Consider the following 20,688-nt stretch of genomic DNA (forward strand, 5'->3'; position numbering starts at 1 on the left):
AATATTTTCTGATGGAAGTGATATTCATATTTTTAAAAAATTAATTTTTATACTTTACCTGACATGTTCCTATTTAATGTCGGATTTTTAGAAATCAGATTTGTTGACTTACTGGATATTACTCTGGTAGCCGTTTTACTCTACAATGTTTATAAACTAATAAGAGGGAGTGTTGCTTTGCGTGTTTCACTGGGCTTCTTACTAGTTTATCTGGTATATCTTGTGGTAAAAGCTACCGAAATGGAAATGCTTACTTCCATTTTAGGTCAATTTATGAGTGTAGGAGTGTTGGGGGCATTAATTATTTTTCAGAATGAAATCAGAAAATTTTTATTATTAGTTGGCAAAAGCACCAACTTAAAAGACCTTACTATTGCCAATTTTTTCAACTTTGGTAAAACCAATAGTAAAGATAATTACGACATTACCTCTATTATAGAAGCACTTAAATCTTTAGGAGCTACAAATACAGGCGCACTTATAGTAGTTTCTAAAGACGACGAACTAAAGTTTTTTGCAGAAACTGGCGATATCTTAGATGCCAAAGTTTCTAAGAGATTGCTAATGTCTATTTTCTTTAAAAATAGTCCTTTGCACGATGGTGCAGTAATTATCCATAAAGGAAGAGTAGTAGCAGCCAGATGTATTTTACCTGTTTCTGAAAATCAAAATATCCCAGCAACTATGGGATTGAGGCACCGAGCTGCAATCGGTATGTCTGAAGAAAGAGATGATGTTGTTGTGCTAATCGTATCTGAAGAAACAGGCCAATTATCTTATGTGGCAAACGGTGAGATTTTCCATAACCTTTCTCCTATTGAAATAAGAACTAAATTAAATGAATACCTAGCTAATAAGCCTGAGCCCGAAAAGGTTGAGAAATCTGAAAAAGAAGACAAGGAAAAATCTGATAATGACAAACCTTCTCAAAAAGATTTACAAAAGGATAAAATGCAGAAAGCATAAGCTGATTTTTTACTTACCTCATAGTTCTTGATATTCATCTTTGCCAGAATTTTTTAATATGGAAAACGACATTCAAGATTTCAACTCTAATAGAGCACCGCTAGCAGTAGGAGCTTATCCACATGCAAAAAAAGTAGGCAACTTTCTATATTTATCTGGTGTAGGGCCAAGAAAGAAAGGGCTAAAAGAAATTCCTGGTGTTTCTCTTAATGAATATGGTGAAATTGTAAGTTACGACATCGTTACCCAAACACATGCAGTTTTCGAGAACATTAGGTTTATACTAGAAGATGCAGGAGCACAATGGAATAACCTGATAGATGTTACTGTATTCCTCACAAATATAAAGAGTGACTTTAAAGAATTTAATAAAATATACGCCAGTTATTTTAAAGATTTCCAACCTTGTAGAACTACTGTTGAAGTAAATGCCTTACCAACTCCCATCGCTGTAGAGCTTAAATGTATAGCATTTATTCCTTAAAATTTTCATATTAAAATCGCATTGCATTTTTTGAAGAAAAAATTATAATATTTTTCAAAAGTTAATAAATGCAAAATAAATATTATTCAATTACTTGATTCTGTAAAATTTTTTTATCAAATTCAAACAGTAATTTTTTCATCTATGTACAGAACTGAGAGCCTGTACAAATTATATTTTTTCAACTTTTATTAATTTGAGAAGGCTACTTGTATTCTGTTGTATGTTTGTATTGTACTCTTGTAAAACATCGCAGCATGCAAGTCCCGAACAAAGGGATAATACTTCTAGTGTTGATGAAGTTGATGCTTCTAACCAAAAAACACATAACGATCTTTCACTAATTGAAGCAAATTGCCAGTTCGACGACCGTAAAAATGCAGGAGAAATAATAAACACAGCGGGCAAAATTATACTTTCGGTGAGAGTTTACATGATTGAGTTGGAAGACGGTCAAAGGTTTTATCCTTGTAATTTACCAGTAAAGTACAGAAAGGAAGAATTAAGAGTAGTAGTTTCTGGTAATATAAAACAAGTAAAGCCAAACGAAAGGTGGGGAGGAAAGCCTTTTCAAATTACTTCTATACAAACTCAAACTTCTTCAAAATAAATCAAGCTTATTTGTTCAACAATAGATACAGTTCCATTATAGTTTCAATCAATATTAATTTGACTTAATACTTGATTACTTAGTATTATTTACCTTGAGAAAAACAATTATTGAAAAAGCCGATATGTTGTAGATATCGGCTTTTTATATTTGGGTGAATACTTATTCTTTTGTTTTTAAGACTCTACCAAAACGCACTTGTTTTCCAGTATATCTTTTTCTACTGTTTTAAACTTTACATCTTTTTTGGTAGTACCGTCATTATATTTAACAGTTACTTTGTCGTTTCTACCTATCACTCTGTTAACTTGTCTAGGCTTGGTAATTTCCACCTCTCTTCTTGGAGCTTGTGGTTGAGGAGCGTTTCCACTACCGCCACTTAGTACCGAACCTGATTCCGCTTTAGTCTCACGAACTTTTTGTGAACTGTTTTGCTGTTTAACTCTTCTAGCACTTTGCACATCGTCTGGATCATTCACTGCGATGTTAGCTTTAGAAAGGAAAGTCACAATATCATTAGCGATAGAACCCATAAAACCTTTGAACAACTCAAATGCCTCAAATTTGTATATTACCAATGGGTCTTTTTGCTCGTAACGGGCATTTTGCACTTGCTCTTTCAGCTCATCCATTTCTCTTAAGTGCTCTTTCCAACCTTGGTCTATTATAGCAAGTGAAATGAACTGTTCCATAGATTTTACAACCTCTGCACAATTGTTATCTTTTGCCTTTTTAAGGTTTACAATTACATTCACAAGCTTTTTACCATCAGTAAAAGGAACAACAATTTCTTCTACAGTAGCACCTTTTTCTTCAAACACTCTGGAAATTACCGGATAGGTTTTTTCCATAATCTGCTTGTTCTTCTCTTGGTAATGGTTATGAGCTTCGTGATAAACTTTGCTAGCAAGTACTGGAGCATCTGCCTTAGCAAACTCATCTTGAGAAACACTTACATCTATACCAAATACATGTAGACACTCTAAACGGAAACCGTCAAAATCGCCAACCGTATTTTCAACAACATTTTCTGCTGCCTCATAGAAGTTGTTCATGATGTCTAACTGTAGACGCTCACCGAAAAGTGCATTTTTACGCCTTTTGTAGATTACCTCACGCTGAGAGTTCATGATGTCATCATACTCTAATAGACGCTTTCTTATGGCAAAGTTGTTTTCCTCTACCTTTTTCTGTGCTCTTTCGATAGATTTGGTAATCATTGAATGTTGAATTACTTCGCCTTCTTCCAAACCTAACCTATCCATAATTTTGGCAATTCTCTCTGAACCAAATAGACGCATCAAGTTATCTTCTAATGATACGAAGAATTGAGATGCACCCGGATCACCCTGTCTACCTGAACGACCACGCAACTGTCTATCTACACGTCGAGATTCGTGACGTTCTGTACCTACAATTGCTAAACCACCCGCACTTTTAGAATCAGGATGAAGCTTAATATCGGTACCTCTACCTGCCATGTTTGTAGCAATAGTTACTGTACCTGGCATACCTGCACTTGCAACTACATCTGCCTCACGAGCGTGTTGTTTTGCATTTAATACCTGATGCTCAATTTTTCTTAATTTAAGCATACGGCTCAACACTTCTGAATTTTCTACTGATGTTGTACCTACTAGTACTGGCTTTCCTGCATCAACCAAATCTTGAATCTCTTTGGCTACTGCATTAAATTTCTCTCTAACAGTTTTATAAACTTTGTCTTCTCTATCGTCACGAGCAATTGGACGGTTTGTAGGAATTACTACAACATCCAGTTTATATATCTCCCAGAACTCACCAGCTTCTGTTTCTGCAGTACCAGTCATACCAGCAAGCTTGTGGTACATTCTAAAGTAATTTTGAAGCGTTACTGTTGCATATGTTTGCGTAGCATCTTCAACTTTTACATTTTCTTTTGCTTCTAAAGCTTGGTGTAATCCATCAGAATATCTTCTTCCTTCCATTACACGACCAGTCTGCTCATCTACAATCTTTACTTTAGAGTCTACAATGATGTAATCATCGTCTTTCTCAAAAAGAGTATAAGCTTTTAGTAACTGGTTTACTGTATGGATTCTCTGCGTTTTTGCAGTATATTCAGAAATTAACTCGTCTTTTTTAACTAATTTTTCTTTGTCTTCTATTGAAGTGTCTTTCTCCAAAGCATCTAGTTTAATGCTAATATCTGGAAGCACAAAGAAATCTCTATCTTCACCTTCTTGTGTAATCAGGTTAAGCCCTTTTTCTGTAAGGTCAATTACATTGTTCTTTTCATCAATTGTAAAGAATAATGTTTTATCTGCCTCAGGCATTAACTTCGAATTCTCCTGTAAATAGTAATTCTCAGTTTTTTGAAGTTTTGCTCTGATACCTGTTTTAGAAAGGTATTTAATAAGAGGTTTATATTTTGGCAAACCTCTGTAAACTCTTAGAAGTGAAAGACCGCCTTCATCGTCGTTTCCAGCAGCTATTTTATTCTGTGCGTCTTTCAGATACTCCATACACAATTTACGCTGTGCATCAACAAGTTTTTGAACTCTTGGTTTTAAATCATAAAACTCGTGCTCATCACCTTTAGGAACCGGACCAGAAATTATAAGAGGTGTACGTGCATCGTCAATTAAAACTGAGTCAACCTCATCGACCATTGCATAGTGGTGTTTTGGCTGTACTTGCTCTTCTGGTGAGCGAGCCATATTATCTCTTAGATAATCGAAACCAAACTCGTTGTTTGTTCCATAAGTAATATCTGCTTTGTAAGCTTCGTTACGAGCATCTGAGTGAGGTTTGTATTTATCTATACAGTCTACTCTTAAACCGTGGAACTCCATAATAGGCGCCATCCACTCAGCATCCCTTTTTGCAAGGTAGTCGTTCACAGTTACGATATGCACCCCTCTACGAGCTAAAGCATTTAGGAACGAAGGCAAGGTTGCAACAAGGGTTTTACCTTCACCAGTTGCCATCTCAGCAATTTTACCTTGATGTAGAACAATACCACCAATCAACTGCACATCGTAATGCACCATATCCCAAGTAATAAGATTACCTGCTGCCATCCACTGGTTTGCCCAAATTGCTTTACCATCTTTAATGGTAACATAATCTTTAGAAGCAGCCATTCTTTCGTCATACTCAGAGATGCTTACTGCTAATTGCTTATGCTCTTTAAGCCTTCTTGCAGTTTCTCTCACTATTGCAAAAGCCTCTGGGAGAACCTCCATCAATACTTCTTCTAAAGAAGTATTTCTGTCTTCTTCCAGTTTATCTATATTATCGAAAGTAGCTTCTTTCTCATCTATATCAAGTTCAGGATGATCTGCAATGTACTGATGTAGCTTTGCAATTTCATCATCAATGCCTTTTAAGTGCGCATCAATTTTTTCTCTGATATTATCAGTTTTTTCACGTAGCTCATCATCAGATATATCTGTCAGCTGCTTGTATTCTATATTGATTTTTTCAACAATAGGCAACAGCTCCTTCAAATCTTTATCGGTTTTGGTACCGAATATTTTAGAGAATGCCTTTGTAAGTGAGTTGATCATTTTTGTATGATTTTAATATTATTCTGTTGATAGGTGCTATCTCAAATTCGTACAGCTAAATACTTTCAAATTTACAAATAGTCTCGGTCTTTCACTGTTCTAAAGTCATGCAATTTGGCAATACACTGCCATATTGGCACTACTTGCTATGACATCTACTTAAGAAGCCCAAAAAAACGTGTTAAGTTAAAGACTAATTCAAATATTAGAATAAATTATGCCTGTTAATTTCTTTTAAGAGAAGAAAATTTCGAACTTAATTGTTTATCTCTTCAGATATTTCTTCAATAAACTTAATTTGTTGCTCAGTATCTGGAACCTGTAATTCTCTCTTTTGCTTAAGAAACTCAAAAATACCCTTAGCTGAAAAACCACATTTTATTAATAAAGCAGCTGTAACTGTAGCAGTTCTTCCAATTCCCATTCTGCAATGGATTACAATCTTTTTCCCTAATTTAATCTGAGAAGCGAGAAAAGATACGAGCCTGATAAATGCTTTCTTGTTTTCAGGAATATTTCTGTCTTGAATTGGAAAATGAAGAAATTGCAAATTATACTTTTTACAAAAGTATGCTTCTTCTTCAAGTTCCAATTCTCTTATTTCTTGAGTTTCTAATAAAGAAAGTAGAATATCAACATTCTTTAAGCTTAACTTTTTTATTTCGTCTTCTAACCAATCGTTTCCTCTTGGTCGCGCCATCATGCCAATTTTCCCTGATTGCAATTCGTCAACCCAGTAAATTCTCATGACAGTAAAAGATTAATGTGCTTCTAACCAGTTATTCCCTGTGCCTGTTTCTACTTCCATTGGCACATCTAAAGTCAAAGCATTTTTCATCATTTCTGGAATCTGCTTCTTCATTAATTCAAGCTCATCTTTATGCACGTCAAACACCAATTCATCATGCACCTGCATAATCATTTTACTTTGCAGCTTTTCTTTTTTCAGCCAATCGTTTATTTGAATCATGGCAATTTTAATCATGTCAGCAGCACTTCCTTGTATTGGTGCATTAATCGCGTTTCGCTCTGCAAAACCTCTAAGTGTATAGTTTCTTGAGTTGATGTCTCTTAAATATCTCTTTCTGCCAAGAATGGTTTCTACATATTCGTGTTCTCTACCAAAATTGATTATTTCATCCATATATTTTTTTATAGATGAAAACTCTTCGAAATAAGCTTCGATCAATTCGCCAGCTTCTTTTCTTGGAATATTAAGACGTTGTGACAGACCGAAAGCAGAAATTCCATAGATTATACCAAAATTGGCGGTCTTTGCCTTTCTTCTCATCTCACCATCAACCTCTTCTAAAGGTACTTTATACAATTTACTTGCTGTAGTAGCGTGAATATCTCTGCCGTTTTTAAAAGCATCGATCATAACCTCATCTTTACTAAAGGCTGCCATTATACGCAGTTCGATTTGAGAATAATCGGCTGCCATTATAATATAGTCTTCGCTACGAGGAACAAAAGCTTTTCTAATCTCTCTACCTCTATCTGTTCTAATTGGTATGTTTTGCAGGTTAGGGTTTGTAGAACTCAATCGACCTGTAGCTGCTACTGCTTGGTTGTATGAAGTATGAATTAAACCATCTTTCGGACTAATAAGGGTTGGCAAGGCATCTACATAAGTAGATTTTAGTTTTTGCAATTGTCTGTAATCTAAAATCTGCTGAACAATGTCGTGCTCTTGCGATAAGGTAACCAAAATTTCTTCACCTGTTGCATATTGGCCAGACTTGGTCTTTTTCGGCTTATCAACCAGTTTTAACTTATCGAAAAGAATTTCGCCAAGCTGTTTTGGTGAGCCAATGTTAAATTCTTCACCAGCCTTTTCATAAATACCTTTCTCAAGCTCAGTTACATCATTCTGAATTTCTTCTGAATAATTTTTAAGCGCTGCTGTATCTATTTTCACACCATTTCTCTCAATATCTGAAAGCACTTCAACCAGTGGGCACTCAACATCAAAAAATAGTTTCTTAATTTTTTCTTCGCTGAGTAGGGGAGCAAAAACTTGTTTTAATTGCAATGTGATATCAGCATCCTCGCCTGCGTATTCTGTTACTAATACAGGATCGGCATCTCGCATGCTTTTCTGCTTTTTACCTTTTTTACCAATAAGGGTTTCAATTGAAACAGGAGTGTAATTCAGATAAGTTTCTGCCAGTACATCCATATTATGTCTCATATCTGGCTCTATGAGATAATGCGCCAACATGGTGTCAAAGATTTTTCCTTTGAGAGATACGCCGTAGTTTTCTAGCACAATTCTATCATACTTCACATTCTGGCCTATTTTCATAATTTTATCATTCTCGAAAACAGGTTTAAATATGTCTACAATTTGCTGAGCCTTTTCCTTATCTGACGGAACATTGATATAATAAGCCTCGCCAGTTACATAAGAAAATGAAATCCCTACCAACTCTGCCTCAAAAGGATCAAGGTTAGTTGTTTCAGTATCAAAACAGAATTCGTCCTGTTTGCTTAAGAAGTCTGCCAGTTCCAGCATTCTTTCTTCTTCGTCTACCAAATAGTAATTGTGTGCAACGCTACTAATATCTTTCTTTTCTGTTGGTAGAATTGTTTCTTCTTTCTCTTCTGCCTTTTCGAATAAAGACATTTGTCCACTACTAGCTGCTGTAGCTTTTGTTTTCTTTTTTGTAGCAGATTTTTCTTTGCCCATTATTCTATCGGCAAGAGTTCTAAACTCGAGCTCATCGAATAAGGTTTTCAGACTTTTTTCTTCAAATCCCTGATATACTAAATCTTCTTCCGAATATTCTATTGGAACTTCTATATCAATCTTGGCTAATCTCTTTGAAAGTACCGCCAAGTCTGCATTTTCTTTTACACGCTCTTTTTGCTTGCCTTTAAGCTCATCTGCATGCTCGATAATTCCTTCTACAGTATCGTACTGTTCTAAAAGTTTGGCAGCGGTTTTAGGTCCAATTCCCGGAATACCTGGAATATTATCTACACTATCTCCTTGTAGACCTAGCATATCTACTACCTGATCTATTCGAGAAATATTCCACTTATTTAATACTTCTGGAATACCCATTACTTCAACACCATTACCCATAAAAGCAGGCTTGTATAAGTAAATATGATCTTCTACCAACTGACCGTAGTCTTTATCTGGTGTCATCATAAATACTTCAAAATCGTGCTTAGACATTTGCTTGGCAATGGTTCCAATTACATCATCCGCTTCGTAACCATCCAATTCTAAAACAGGTATTTGAAAAGCCTTAACCAGTTTTTTCACATAAGGAACTGCTACCTGAATATCTTCCGGCTGGGCTTCTCGCTGCGCTTTGTATTCTTTATATTCTATATGTCTGAAAGTAGGTGCATGGGTATCAAATGCCACTCCAATGTGCGAAGGCTTCTCTTTTCTAATAATCTCCCACAATGTATTGGTAAATCCCAATACGGCTCCGGTATTCATTCCTTTAGAATTGACACGAGGGTTTTTGCTAAAAGCAAAATGGGCACGATAAATCAGTGCCATGGCATCTAGTAAAAATAATTTTTTTGAGGGCATCCTATGTTGTTTTCTTGTTGCGGAAATGTTTCTTCCTTTATCCTAACTGGCAAAATTAACACTTAAAACTTATCCACTTCAATAAAATCTGAATTTCGAGGCAACCGACTTGCAACGAATTGCATCTAATGCTCAAATGTGAAATTTTAATCGCTTTAATAGTACTGTTTAAGCGATTTTCAGAATAATGTTTAAATAAATTTTTAAGTACTTGCTATTATGAAAATCAGGCAATTTATAGTGTTGAGTTTTTTTCTTAGTGTTTTAATTTTTAATGAAACATACGCACAAGGTGTAAATATACCAGCCAAAACTTGGGGACTTAGCTTTGGTAACTCACCAAATTTTACTGGATTTAGATTTAACTACAGAGATAGAGATTTTGAAAAGGCCAATATTTTTTATCTAACTATTTGGGAGCCTTATACCAAGTTTAATGAAGGTTCTGTAGATGGCGTGGTAAATGGTTTGGCTGTTGGTTTACCAATAGTAAGAACAGGAACTATTAATGGTATTGCCGTTGGTATTGGAATGAGTGCAGACAACGACATGAATGGTATTAATGTGGGAGTTCTTGGAGCTGGTACTGGAGATGATATGAACGGTATCAACATTGGTGGACTTGGTATTGGTAGTGGTGGAAATTTGAAAGGGTTTAATGTTGGTGGTCTTGGACTTGGTTCAGGAGATGACATTAGTGGAATTACTCTCGCAGGTTTAGGAGCTGGTGCTGGTGGTGATATTTACGGAATTACAGCAGCTGGTTTAGGTTTAGGAGCTAGTGGCGATATTAATGGAATTAGCTTCGGTGGACTTGGAATGGGAGCAGGAGGAAGTATTAAAGGAATTTCCTTTGCTGCTCTTGGACTTGGAGCTAAAGAAAACATTACTGGTATAAACCTTTCTTTTATTGGTATAGGTGCAGGAGAAAACCTTACCGGACTTAATATATCTGGTATAGGCTTAGGAGCTGGTGAAGAATTAAAAGGAATCAATATTACAGGTATTGGAATGGGTGCTGGTGAAAAAATAACTGGGATTAACATTGCTGGTATCGGAATAGGAAGCAAAAAAGTATATGGACTGAATATAGCAGTTGTTGGAGTAGGAGGAGAGGAAATTAAAGGAATTACGATTGCCCCTGCACATGTAAAGATTGAAAATGATGGAACGCTATCTGGACTTTCAGTAAGTGCTTACCATAAAGTAAAAGGAACACAAAAAGGATTAACTATCGGTGTTTTTAACTATACCAAAAATATAAAAGGTTTACAGTTAGGACTATTAAATTATGTAGCTAGCAACCCAAAAGGATTAAGGTTACTCCCAGTATTTAATGCTAATTTCAGTAAAAATTAATCAACACTTTTTTCTGAATAGCTAGCCACCTCAGGCATAAACTTTACAAAGCTGTTGTAAGACTTTTTGTAGAGTTTATGCTTTTCTTTATCAGGGTTATATTTTTTGCCATCAAAATGATCTTTAGCACTTATACCTTCTTCCAATCCTAAAGCTCGTAAACTCAAAATAGCGGCACCTCTGGCAGCACTGGCTGTACCATCGTCTACCTCTACTTTGCAATTAGATATGTCGGCTAACATCTGTAACCAAAAGTCTGATTTTGTAAAACCTCCACTTGCCTTAATTGTAACTGGCTTCGGATGCAAATCTGAAACAGTGCCCATTACATAACAAAGGTTATATAATACACCTTCCATTACGGCTCTAGCCACTTGTTTTTTCCCATGTTTGATGGTGAGACCTAAAAATGCGCCATCAATATCTGGTTTCCAAAATGGAGCTCTTTCTCCTTGTAGGTATGGAAAAAAGAGTAAACCTGATGCTCCTGGTTCACTAGCTTCTGCCAACTTGGTTATTTCTACTGGTGAAAGCGGTTTATCTTCATCACCAAACATCTCTTTACCTAACCACTCTAATGCTACTCCACCTGTATTAATCGCTCCACCATGCACATAATATCCTTCATCTAACTTATAAGAGAAAAGTCGCATCTGTTTATCTGTAATAAACTTATCTGAAACAGTTCTTACTGCACCACTTGTACCTATGGAAATGGAATAAATACCAACTTCGGTAGCATTGTCTCCCAAATTCGATAAACAACCATCACTACCACCTGAGATTAATGTAAAATCTTTAGGCAACTGTAGCTCATCTGCCATTTCTTTAATTAAAGGAACTTGTTTGGTTGGCTCTGTAATTACAGAAAGCTTATCCTCATCTATACCAATCAATTTTAAAACATCTGGATGCCAACAGTTTTTTTCTGGTTGAAACATGCCAGAAGCTGAAGCAATTGAGTAGTCAATTACATACTTAGCTGTAAGCTTATGAATGATATATTCTTTGATGGATACAAATTTGGCAGCTTTATCAAATACTTCTGATTGCTGTTCTTTAAACCAAAGCAGCTTGCAAAGCGGAGACATCGGATGGATTGGCGTACCTGTCTCTCTATAAAGCTTCATCCCTTTATCTGTTTTTCTTAAATCATAGGCAATTTGCTTACTTCTTAGGTCAGACCAGAGTAGGGCTTTGTGTAGGGAAGAACCTTGTTTATCAACTGGAATAATGCTGTGCATACCAGCACTAAAACTCAAAGAAAGTGGATTTGAAAACTTTTTACTCATCTTCAAAATACCAGCTTTCACTTTTTGCCATACTTCTTCTGCTTCTTGTTCGCTTTCGCCTTCGGCAGGTCTGTAAGTATGAACTTCCGTTTCTTCCAGATAGTGGATTTCTAGATTTTTATCAAATACTACAAACTTAATGGCTGTAGTACCTATATCGAGAGCAAATAAACAGGGTGTATCTTCAATGGAAGCCATCCATGACTATTTTTTACGGGTAAGGTTTTGGAATATATTTTCAAGTGATACTTCTTCTTGACTTAAACCTGTAATTACCCAGTTACTGGCTACTGCTTTTCTAAAAATATCACCCCTTATATCAGTATCAGGAACTGCTTTTATGATATATGATTTTTCTCCTTTCTCTTCAAAATCAAGTACACCTTCTACATCTTTTACCGAAGAAATATCTGCCGGACTTTCCAGTTCAAGCATAATTTTTATTTCACGTGTTTCGGAAGTTCTAAGTTTACCAACTTGATTGTCGGCCACAATTTCTCCTGAATTTATAATGATTACTCTATCACAAAGTGCTTGTACCTCCTGCATGATATGCGTTGAGAAGATAACCGTTTTGTGTACAGCAATGTTTTTAATCACCTGCCTAATCTCCTGAATCTGGTTTGGGTCTAAACCGGTAGTAGGTTCATCCAGAATTAAAACGTTAGGATCGTGAATAAGTGCCTGAGCCAAACCCACACGTTGTCTGTAACCTTTAGAAAGCGAACCTATTTTTTTGCTTTTTTCTTTTTCGAGCCCAACCAAATCAATCATATCAGCAGTTTTGCTTTTAGCATTGCTACCAGTTATTTTATGCATAGAAGCAATAAACTTCAAATACTCCTGCACATACATGTCTAAGTATAATGGATTGTGCTCTGGGAGGTAACCTACATTTTTTCGAACTTCTATTGGCTGTTCGGTTACTTTATATCCACACACTTCTACATTACCTTCTGTAGGTGGTAAGTAACAGGTAGTAATTTTCATTGTTGTAGATTTACCTGCTCCATTTGGACCAAGAAAACCCAGAATTTCGCCTTCACGCGCTTCGAATGAAATATTATCAACTGCTTTTTGCTTTCCGTAAATTTTGGTGAGGTTAGAAACTACAATACTCATAGATAAAAAAATATATAAACAGGCTACAAAAAGAAATCAGGAATTTGAGATTTTATTGTGATAATACCATATGTAAAATGCCCTAATACCTAAAGCTATTACCACAGGAAACACCGAATAATGCAAAGGTTGTGGTAAAAAGAACCAAGATATTACTAAAAGCAACAACACAATGGCGGTCGCTAAAGCATAAGTATTTACCCAATTTTTAAAACTCTTTTTCAATACAAAAATGGCAAATACCAAGTGAGTCGGAAATGCCCAAATAATATTGAGATTACCATGCGTTGCTTTATGATCTGTTAAAAACCAAAGGAAAAACAAAAGCAAACCAATTAATCCGGCAATGAGGAATAATGTAAAATCTAACCACTTTGCTCTCTTCTTTTTAAAGAAATCGAGATAAGTTAAACCTATCACCAAAACTAGTAATGCGCCAAATACCATTCCCGGGCCAATAATCGTCCCGTTTCCATCATCTGGCGTTGCTTCAAAAGCAACCCTGGTGGTACTTACTAAAGGTTCTGTTTCTCCATTATGGGTGATTTTTGCCTTAGCAAATTGTATTTCTACATAATATGGCAAAAACATGTATTGATACCTTGTAGCTATTTTGTCGGTTGGTAAACCCAAAGCCAAATCGATACCTAAATCTCCCCATCTGTGATTTACAAGGCGAGGTTCTATTAGATCTCTAAAAGAGCGATCTTCTTCAGTAGGAGATCTATCAAATTCAACTTTATCACCTAAAGACTCCTCTACAACTAATGGAATTTTAGTTGCACAGTTATCGTAAAAAAAGTCGTAGAGGTAATAGCGATTTTCTGGAAGGTAATTAGTCTCTAAATAATCAAAAACCTTTTGTCTTTCAACAGAATCTAGATTGAGCACCTGCTCAGTTAATGATCTATTATAATGTTGATATGCTGCCAGAAAACGCTTGTAATCTCTTTTAGCCAACATATAATTTAACTTCCCTCTTGCAAACTTCAAATAAAAATTAGGTGCATCAAAATCAAAAACTCCATAATCGTATATCCAATCAATCCGGTTCATTGGATCAAACACACGAAAAGCACTATGACCAAACTGTGTGAATAGTTCATCATCTGCACCACCAGGAGCAATGGTAAACACACTAATTTTTGCTCTGTGAGATAGTTTAACCTGTGCTTGTGCCGAAGCTAGCTGAAAAACTAATGCTATTAATAAGAATAAATGAAAGCTGTTTTTATATGAAATGCGCATGTATCAAAAAAATATACCGTAAATATATCTATTACTATCAATGCAAAAAGTCTGATTACTATTAATTTCTCTTCAAGTTTTTGATTCAAAGACTCATCTTCTGTAAAAACAGTATTAAAAAAATATGAATACTTTTAAAAAAGCGCTTTTTAAAAAAACTCAGCTACAATTTTACGTATCTTTCAGAAAAGATTTTTTGCATGAAGAACAAGCGCCTTACATTGCTTTTAACAATTTCAATTTTCGTTGCTTTAGCATTGCTCATCTTTTTTAATATTAGAAATGACGATTCTTTTCCTGTTTACACACTAGAACAAGCTCAAAAAAAGAAACTGCTCTTAAGCCAGTATAATACTTTTACCCCAGTTGATAGCAGCAATAATTTTCCTCTTGAAGAAAGTATTATAAACTCTGCATACAGTTATTCAATTCCCGAAAACAATAGTTTTTTAGATCGAGTTTTATCAGAAAAAGCTAATCCATCTCAGCAACCAAATGTACTTTTATTAAAAACAAGTGAAAACCTTGAGGAACAAGGTACTTTCTTTGCTATTGACAATAAAGGCAAAACAGGAAATATTTTTTCGGGCGACAGCATTTATGCTATTGAACTTTTTGAACCTAATTTCTTTAATCGAGACTCACTAAAACTTTATTTATTTAAGATAGAAAAGCTCGAAGAGAAATATATAAGAACTCTTAAAGATTCTATATGGCTCAAAAAACAGTAAATTAATTTGTTTTTACCCTGAAATTACTTTTTACCGTTCATCTAAGCTATATTTCGGTTTTAGAAGGGCATCGATTAGTTTTGCTCATCAAATTTTTTTGTAAGCTATTTTTTATCAGATGACTGAGTTCGCAAATACTGAAAATACACACACCCTGCATGAGAAAATTAAGCAGGTTATTACAGAAGTTGGAAAAATTGTAGTTGGTCAAGAATACATGGTTAACAGACTATTGGTGGGACTTTTTACAAATGGCCACGTGCTGTTAGAAGGTGTTCCTGGACTAGCAAAAACACTTACTGTAAATACACTTTCTAAAGTTTTACAATCAGACTTTCAGCGTATACAGTTTACACCAGACCTTTTACCTGCCGACCTTATCGGTACAATGATATATAACCAACGTGATGGGCAGTTTGAGGTAAAAAAAGGCCCTATTTTCTCTAACTTAATTCTTGCTGATGAGATAAACCGTTCTCCTGCAAAAGTACAAGCTGCTTTACTCGAAGCGATGCAGGAAAGACAGGTAACAATTGGTGAAACTACTTTTAAATTAGACAAGCCTTTCTTAGTACTTGCTACTCAAAACCCAGTAGATCAAGAAGGTACTTATCCATTGCCAGAAGCTCAGGTTGACCGTTTTATGCTTAAAATTTACATTTCTTATCCTTCTAAAGAAGACGAAATGGAAGTAATGCGTAGAATGTCTAATATTTCTTTTAATACTCAAATTAATCAGATACTTACTAAACAAGACATCTTTGCCATAAGAGATGCTGTAAACCAAGTGTCTATTTCTGAGAGTCTTGAGAAATATATTATTGAGTTAATTTTTGCCACTCGTTTCCCTAAAGACTTTGGTTTAAATGAGCTTTCGGAATACATTCAGTTTGGTGCATCGCCAAGGGCTTCTATTAACTTAAACAGAGCTGCAAAAGCAATTGCATTTTTAGAGGGCAGAAACTATGTACTTCCTGAAGATATTAAAGAAGTGGCTTATGATGTACTTAACCATAGAATTTTGCTGAATTATGAAGCAGAAGCTGATGGTATATCTTCAAAATATATAGTAGAATCCATTCTTAAAAAGATTGAAATAAATAAGTAATTGATGTCTTCCAAAAAGAATCCAGAGAAACAGGAAAGTTCTCAGAACGACACTCAACATTCTGAAACCAATACTCTGGAAGAACAGGATACAAGTAAGCAAATTTTAGGTGATACTTCTCTTTTTGTAGTTCCAACTCCTATTGGAAACATGGAGGATATCACTTATCGTGCTGTTAAAATTTTACAACATGTAGATGCTATTCTAGCAGAAGATACTCGAAAAACAGGAATTTTACTTAAGCATTTAGGAATCAGCAAGCCTTTACACAGCCACCATGCTTTTAATGAGCATAAAACTGTGAATAAAGTTGTTGATATGTTGATAAGTGGGAAAGTACTAGCACTTGTATCAGATGCTGGTACGCCTGTAATTTCTGACCCCGGGTTTTTACTAATAAGAGCTTGTAACGAAAAAAATGTAAAAGTAGAATGTTTACCGGGACCAACTGCTTTTGTGCCTGCGCTTGTTAACTCAGGCCTCCCTTCAGACAGGTTTGTGTTTGAAGGATTCTTGCCTCACAAAAAAGGAAGACAAACCAGAATACTACAACTTGCAGAAGAAGAAAGGACTATAATATTTTATGAGTCTCCTCACAGACTTGTAAAATCGTTGCTCCAATTTGCCGAATACTTTGGTGAAGATAGAAATGCTTGTGTGTCTAGAGAACTGACAAAAATCTACGAAGAAAATATTACCGGAACTTTAAAAGAAATAGCTGATTATTATCAAAAAGAAGGAAATGCCAAAGGCGAAATTGTAATTGTAGTAGAAGGGAAGAAGCCAGAAAAAAAGAAAAAGTAACTTCGCATTTTTAAAGCAAACCAGAACACATTGAAAATTAGTCAGATTAAGTCACTTCTAGATTTAAAGTATTTAGAATACAACCAACCTAATTTTATAGAAAACGATCCTATTTGTATTCCTCATAGTTTTACCAAGCAGCAAGATATAGAAATTATGGGTTTTATGGCTGCTATGCTAGCTTGGGGGCAAAGAATTACTATTATCAACAAATGCAAAGAGTTATCAACATTGATGGATAATGCACCGCACGATTTTATTATTAATCATCAAGAGGATGACCTAAAAAAACTACTAGATTTTAAACATCGAACATTTAATACTACTGATTTACTCTATTTTATTGAGTTTTTCAAACATTATTATTCATCAAACGAATCGCTAGAAACTGCTTTTTCTTCTCACCTAACACCTAAAGATGAAACTGTAGAAAAAGCATTAATCGGTTTTCAAAATACTTTTTTTAGCTTGCCAGATGCTCCCCAACGCACCAGAAAACACATTGCCACTCCAATGAGAAAGTCTGCCTGCAAAAGATTGAATATGTACTTAAGATGGATGGTAAGAAATGATAATGCTGGTGTAGATTTCGGTATATGGGAGCAGATTAAAACCAGCCAGTTAGTTTGTCCTTTAGATGTGCATGTCGAACGTGTTGCTAGAAAACTAAAACTACTTACACGAAAACAAACAGACTGGCAAGCAGCTTTAGAGCTAAATAAAGCTTTAAAAAAGTTTGATAAAAATGACCCTGTTAAATATGATTTTGCACTATTCGGATTGGGCTTAGAAAAGTTCTAATATTTTTAATCAACTTCATCTTTCGAATGTGACTTCCATCATAAAAAAATGCAGGTTTATTTAATAACTTAATATCTCATCTTAACAGATATGGTTATGAAAACACTCACTAATTCTAAAACTCTTAGAACAAATCTTGCAGAAACTGATATGCGTTTTTATAATCAAAAACTGCCAGATTTATCTATAATCCCCTTTCATCATCAGCCTGGAATTTATAAAGTAACCGACAAAAGCAAGAGTTTAAATATTTCACAAACTGAAAAAGCATATTAGAAGCCAGCATGAAATACGATAATCACATTAATGTCTTTTTATTAGACATTATGTAATGGCTGGGATAATTATTGTGGGATTATTTATTAATTTAGACTCAATTTAAACTCAGCGATTATCTTTTATAATGATTAAAAAATTTCTAATCGGTTCTGTTGAACAATCTTCATCAACTACAAATCTTGCATTACTAATACTTAGGGTATTTACAGGGCTTTCGATGGCCTTGGCTCATGGCTTTGGAAAACTTCCACCTTCAGCAGGTTTTATAGAAGCAACTGGAAACATTGGTTTTCCTTTACCAGTGTTTTTTGCTTGGGCAGCAGCTTTATCAGAATTTGTAGGAGGTATATTAATTACACTTGGTTTACTTACCAGACCAGCTTCTTTATTAATGAGCTTAACTATGATTACAGCAGCGTTTATTACACACTCTGCAGATCCATTTGCAACTAAAGAAAAAGCACTTCTTTACTTATGTATAAGTATAGTTTTACTTTTAACTGGATCTGGTAAATATGGTATTGATGCGGCTTTTCAAAAAAATAATAGCAAACCGATTTACTATAGCTAAAATTACCTGATCTCTAAACCAATAAAGGTAATATCATCTCTTTGGGCACAACCTTCAGTATATTCCATAAACTCAGACATTAAAGCATCCTTAATGTCATAAACTGGTTTATCTGCGGCTGATGTCAATAGATTTTCTAGCTTTTTAGTACCAAATCGTTTTCTGTTTTTATCAGGGCTATCGATTAATCCATCAGTAGTTAGGAATACTTTGTCTCCAGTTTCCAATTCTATAGAATACATTTTAAATGGCTTCTGGTTTTCCTTTTGGTAACCTCCAATAGACCTTCTGTCTGGTTTTAGTTTATGCAACTTATTATCTGATGGGATGTAGAATGCAGGACATTTTGCACCAGTATAATGCAATATAGATTTGTTACCTTCTAGAGATTCGACACAACATAACGAAACATCCATACCATCTACATTAGTTGTAGAGCCTTGTTTTAATGCTTCGATAATCCCTTCATTTAGATATTCCAAAATCTCATTGGTATTATAAATATGCCTTTCCTTTGTAATCTGATTTAGTAATGAATGCCCAATTAACGACATAAATGCACCAGGAACACCATGACCAGTACAGTCAATTGCTGCAATAAACTTTCTATTATCTATCTCTGCAAACCAATAGAAATCACCAGATACCATATCTTTTGGCATAAATATTACAAAATAACTAGCAAAAGCAGATTGTAAATTATCTTTATCTGGCAAAATAGCAGATTGAATTCGTTTCGCATATTTTATACTATCTGTCAGATAAATATTTTTAGATTCTAGCTCATCTTTCTGCTGCTGAATCATCATCTGGTTTTTCTCCAGTTCGCCATTTTTATGCCTAATTGCCCTTTCTTTCTCTTTGGTCTGATTATAAGCCTTTTTAAGAACAGCCTCATTTGCCTCAAGTTTTTCCGTAATTCTCTCAAGCTCCAAATTTCTTTTGTTCATTTCATCTCTGGCAGCTTGTAGCTCTTCCATGTTTCTCTTAAGCGTAACTTCTCTAACCTCCAACTCTTTGGTTTTTTCTCGTAACTCATCACTTTGCTTTTGAGACTCTTGATAGGCATCTTGTAATTTTAGCTCATTCTCTTTAAGCTTATTATTAGCGTGTTCAGTTTCTAATTGCTTGCGCTTCATTTGCTCTTGAGTAGTCTCCAACTCTTCCATATTTTGGCGCATTTCCTCCTCTTGAGACCTTAACATCTCAGCTTGCTTCTGAGATTGTGTTAAAAGTTTTTGGGTATTTTCAATATTAATAATATTGGCAATATTGTTTGCTATGGTTTCTCCAAGATCTTTAAGAAAGGTAATTTGATAATCTTCAAACTTGTGTAGAGAAGCAATTTCGATTACTCCATATGTTACTTCATTCTCAATAAGTGGAAATACTAAAATGCTCGTTGGTTGAATATTTCCTAAACCAGAAACAATCTCAAAGTAGTTTTCTGGAATCTCTCTCAGGTGTATAATATCCTTTTCAAGATATGCTTGCCCTACAATACCCTCTTTTACACCTATCTTTTTATTGATGTATTTTTTCCTGTTTAAGGCATAACACGATTCCATGTTTAAAACAGTATTGCCATTTTCTTCTGTTGCTACGAACAATGCACCTTGGCTAGCATTTAAGTATTTTACTATATGCTTTAGTACTGCATCACCCATTTCGGCAAGTGAACTATTGTTTACTCTTATTACTTCCGAAAACTTATTTAAACCTTCATTTACCCAGTTTCTCTTGTTTTCTTCAGAAACCATATTCACCATGCGCTCTCTAAAGTTTTCAAGCGCACTTGCCAATTCTATATCTTTGTTAGATATTTCAAGTTTCGCATCGAGTTTACCTTCATCAATTTCTTTTACAAAAGATGCTGCTTTATCTAAATCGACTACCACTCCATTGATATAGGATATCACTTGTCCAAACTCGTTATCTTTGGAATAACTGATTTGATTTACTTTTTTACCTTGTTGGGCAGTTACTATTGCCCCTATTATTTTATCTACAGGCAATACTATATCCTTATAGGAAAAATATGTTAAAATACCCAGTAAAATGAACAAAAGTGAAACCCACGAAATTATGAAGGCATAATCTTCATTATATGGATTGATTAATAGTAAGGGAAGGACTGTAACTAAAATAATTAGAACACCTAACAACACAAACTTAAATCGAAGCGCTACCCTTTTCGACATACTTT

General features: G+C 34.9%; 17 protein-coding genes. 10 read left to right on the plus strand and 7 right to left on the minus strand.

The window, feature by feature from the left end; all coding sequences use genetic code 11:
* The first annotated feature begins 63 nt into the window (after positions 1–63).
* From cdaA to OQ292_RS08520, 3 genes are all read left to right on the plus strand, one after another.
* Positions 64–966: a diadenylate cyclase CdaA gene (cdaA, locus tag OQ292_RS08510; RefSeq protein ID WP_284685635.1), complete on the plus strand. Its 903-nt coding sequence runs from the start codon at positions 64–66 to the stop codon at positions 964–966.
* 58 nt (positions 967–1,024) lie between these two features.
* Entirely contained in the window at positions 1,025–1,450 is a 426-nt protein-coding gene (locus OQ292_RS08515; RefSeq protein ID WP_284685636.1) for a RidA family protein, read from the plus strand.
* A 196-nt stretch (positions 1,451–1,646) separates the two neighbouring features.
* Complete coding sequence (locus tag OQ292_RS08520; protein ID WP_284685637.1) at positions 1,647–2,060, plus strand: hypothetical protein; 414 nt, start codon at positions 1,647–1,649, stop codon at positions 2,058–2,060.
* 176 nt (positions 2,061–2,236) lie between these two features.
* On the opposite strand, the gene secA is transcribed toward OQ292_RS08520, so the two are convergent.
* The 3 genes from secA to polA form a co-directional block, all read right to left on the minus strand.
* Positions 2,237–5,611, minus strand: coding sequence for a preprotein translocase subunit SecA (gene secA, locus OQ292_RS08525; RefSeq protein WP_284685638.1), 3,375 nt, complete (start codon positions 5,609–5,611; stop codon positions 2,237–2,239).
* Between the two features lie 256 nt (positions 5,612–5,867).
* Complete coding sequence (locus tag OQ292_RS08530; RefSeq protein WP_284685639.1) at positions 5,868–6,359, minus strand: protein-tyrosine phosphatase family protein; 492 nt, start codon at positions 6,357–6,359, stop codon at positions 5,868–5,870.
* Between the two features lie 12 nt (positions 6,360–6,371).
* The gene (gene polA, locus OQ292_RS08535) at positions 6,372–9,167 is read right to left on the minus strand and encodes a DNA polymerase I (protein WP_284685640.1); all 2,796 of its coding nucleotides are present in this window, start codon (positions 9,165–9,167) and stop codon (positions 6,372–6,374) included.
* 219 nt (positions 9,168–9,386) lie between these two features.
* Here polA and OQ292_RS08540 point away from each other — a divergent pair, with 219 nt between their 5' ends.
* Complete coding sequence (locus tag OQ292_RS08540) at positions 9,387–10,526, plus strand: hypothetical protein (RefSeq protein WP_284685641.1); 1,140 nt, start codon at positions 9,387–9,389, stop codon at positions 10,524–10,526.
* On the opposite strand, the gene OQ292_RS08545 is transcribed toward OQ292_RS08540, so the two are convergent.
* The 3 genes from OQ292_RS08545 to OQ292_RS08555 are packed head-to-tail and all read right to left on the minus strand — an operon-like array spanning position 10,523 to position 14,188.
* Positions 10,523–12,016 carry a gluconokinase gene (locus OQ292_RS08545; protein WP_284685642.1) on the minus strand — a complete coding sequence of 498 codons (1,494 nt, stop codon included), beginning with the start codon at positions 12,014–12,016 and terminating at the stop codon, positions 10,523–10,525. The two genes, OQ292_RS08540 and OQ292_RS08545, sit on opposite strands and share 4 nt — an antisense overlap.
* A gap of 6 nt (positions 12,017–12,022) precedes the next feature.
* Positions 12,023–12,940, minus strand: a complete 918-nt coding sequence (gene gldA / locus OQ292_RS08550; protein ID WP_284685643.1) for a gliding motility-associated ABC transporter ATP-binding subunit GldA — start codon at positions 12,938–12,940, stop codon at positions 12,023–12,025.
* A gap of 36 nt (positions 12,941–12,976) precedes the next feature.
* The gene (locus tag OQ292_RS08555) at positions 12,977–14,188 is read right to left on the minus strand and encodes a lipoprotein N-acyltransferase Lnb domain-containing protein (RefSeq protein ID WP_284685644.1); all 1,212 of its coding nucleotides are present in this window, start codon (positions 14,186–14,188) and stop codon (positions 12,977–12,979) included.
* Between the two features lie 200 nt (positions 14,189–14,388).
* Between OQ292_RS08555 and OQ292_RS08560 the strand changes: the two genes are divergently transcribed.
* From OQ292_RS08560 to OQ292_RS08585, 6 genes are all read left to right on the plus strand, one after another.
* Entirely contained in the window at positions 14,389–14,919 is a 531-nt protein-coding gene (locus tag OQ292_RS08560; RefSeq protein ID WP_284685645.1) for a hypothetical protein, read from the plus strand.
* Positions 14,920–15,073: 154 nt separating this feature from the next.
* The gene (locus OQ292_RS08565) at positions 15,074–16,027 is read left to right on the plus strand and encodes an AAA family ATPase (protein WP_284685992.1); all 954 of its coding nucleotides are present in this window, start codon (positions 15,074–15,076) and stop codon (positions 16,025–16,027) included.
* A gap of 3 nt (positions 16,028–16,030) precedes the next feature.
* Complete coding sequence (gene rsmI, locus OQ292_RS08570) at positions 16,031–16,831, plus strand: 16S rRNA (cytidine(1402)-2'-O)-methyltransferase (RefSeq protein WP_284685646.1); 801 nt, start codon at positions 16,031–16,033, stop codon at positions 16,829–16,831.
* A 30-nt stretch (positions 16,832–16,861) separates the two neighbouring features.
* On the plus strand, positions 16,862–17,632 hold the full coding sequence (locus OQ292_RS08575) for a TIGR02757 family protein (RefSeq protein WP_284685647.1): 771 nt from the start codon (positions 16,862–16,864) through the stop codon (positions 17,630–17,632).
* A 96-nt stretch (positions 17,633–17,728) separates the two neighbouring features.
* Positions 17,729–17,908: a hypothetical protein gene (locus OQ292_RS08580; protein WP_284685648.1), complete on the plus strand. Its 180-nt coding sequence runs from the start codon at positions 17,729–17,731 to the stop codon at positions 17,906–17,908.
* A 127-nt stretch (positions 17,909–18,035) separates the two neighbouring features.
* Complete coding sequence (locus OQ292_RS08585; RefSeq protein WP_284685649.1) at positions 18,036–18,482, plus strand: DoxX family protein; 447 nt, start codon at positions 18,036–18,038, stop codon at positions 18,480–18,482.
* Between the two features lie 2 nt (positions 18,483–18,484).
* On the opposite strand, the gene OQ292_RS08590 is transcribed toward OQ292_RS08585, so the two are convergent.
* Complete coding sequence (locus OQ292_RS08590) at positions 18,485–20,683, minus strand: GAF domain-containing SpoIIE family protein phosphatase (protein ID WP_284685650.1); 2,199 nt, start codon at positions 20,681–20,683, stop codon at positions 18,485–18,487.
* Between the last annotated feature and the right edge of the window lie 5 nt (positions 20,684–20,688).

Source organism: Chondrinema litorale (assembly GCF_026250525.1).
Taxonomy (GTDB): Bacteria; Bacteroidota; Bacteroidia; order Cytophagales; family Flammeovirgaceae; genus Chondrinema; species Chondrinema litorale.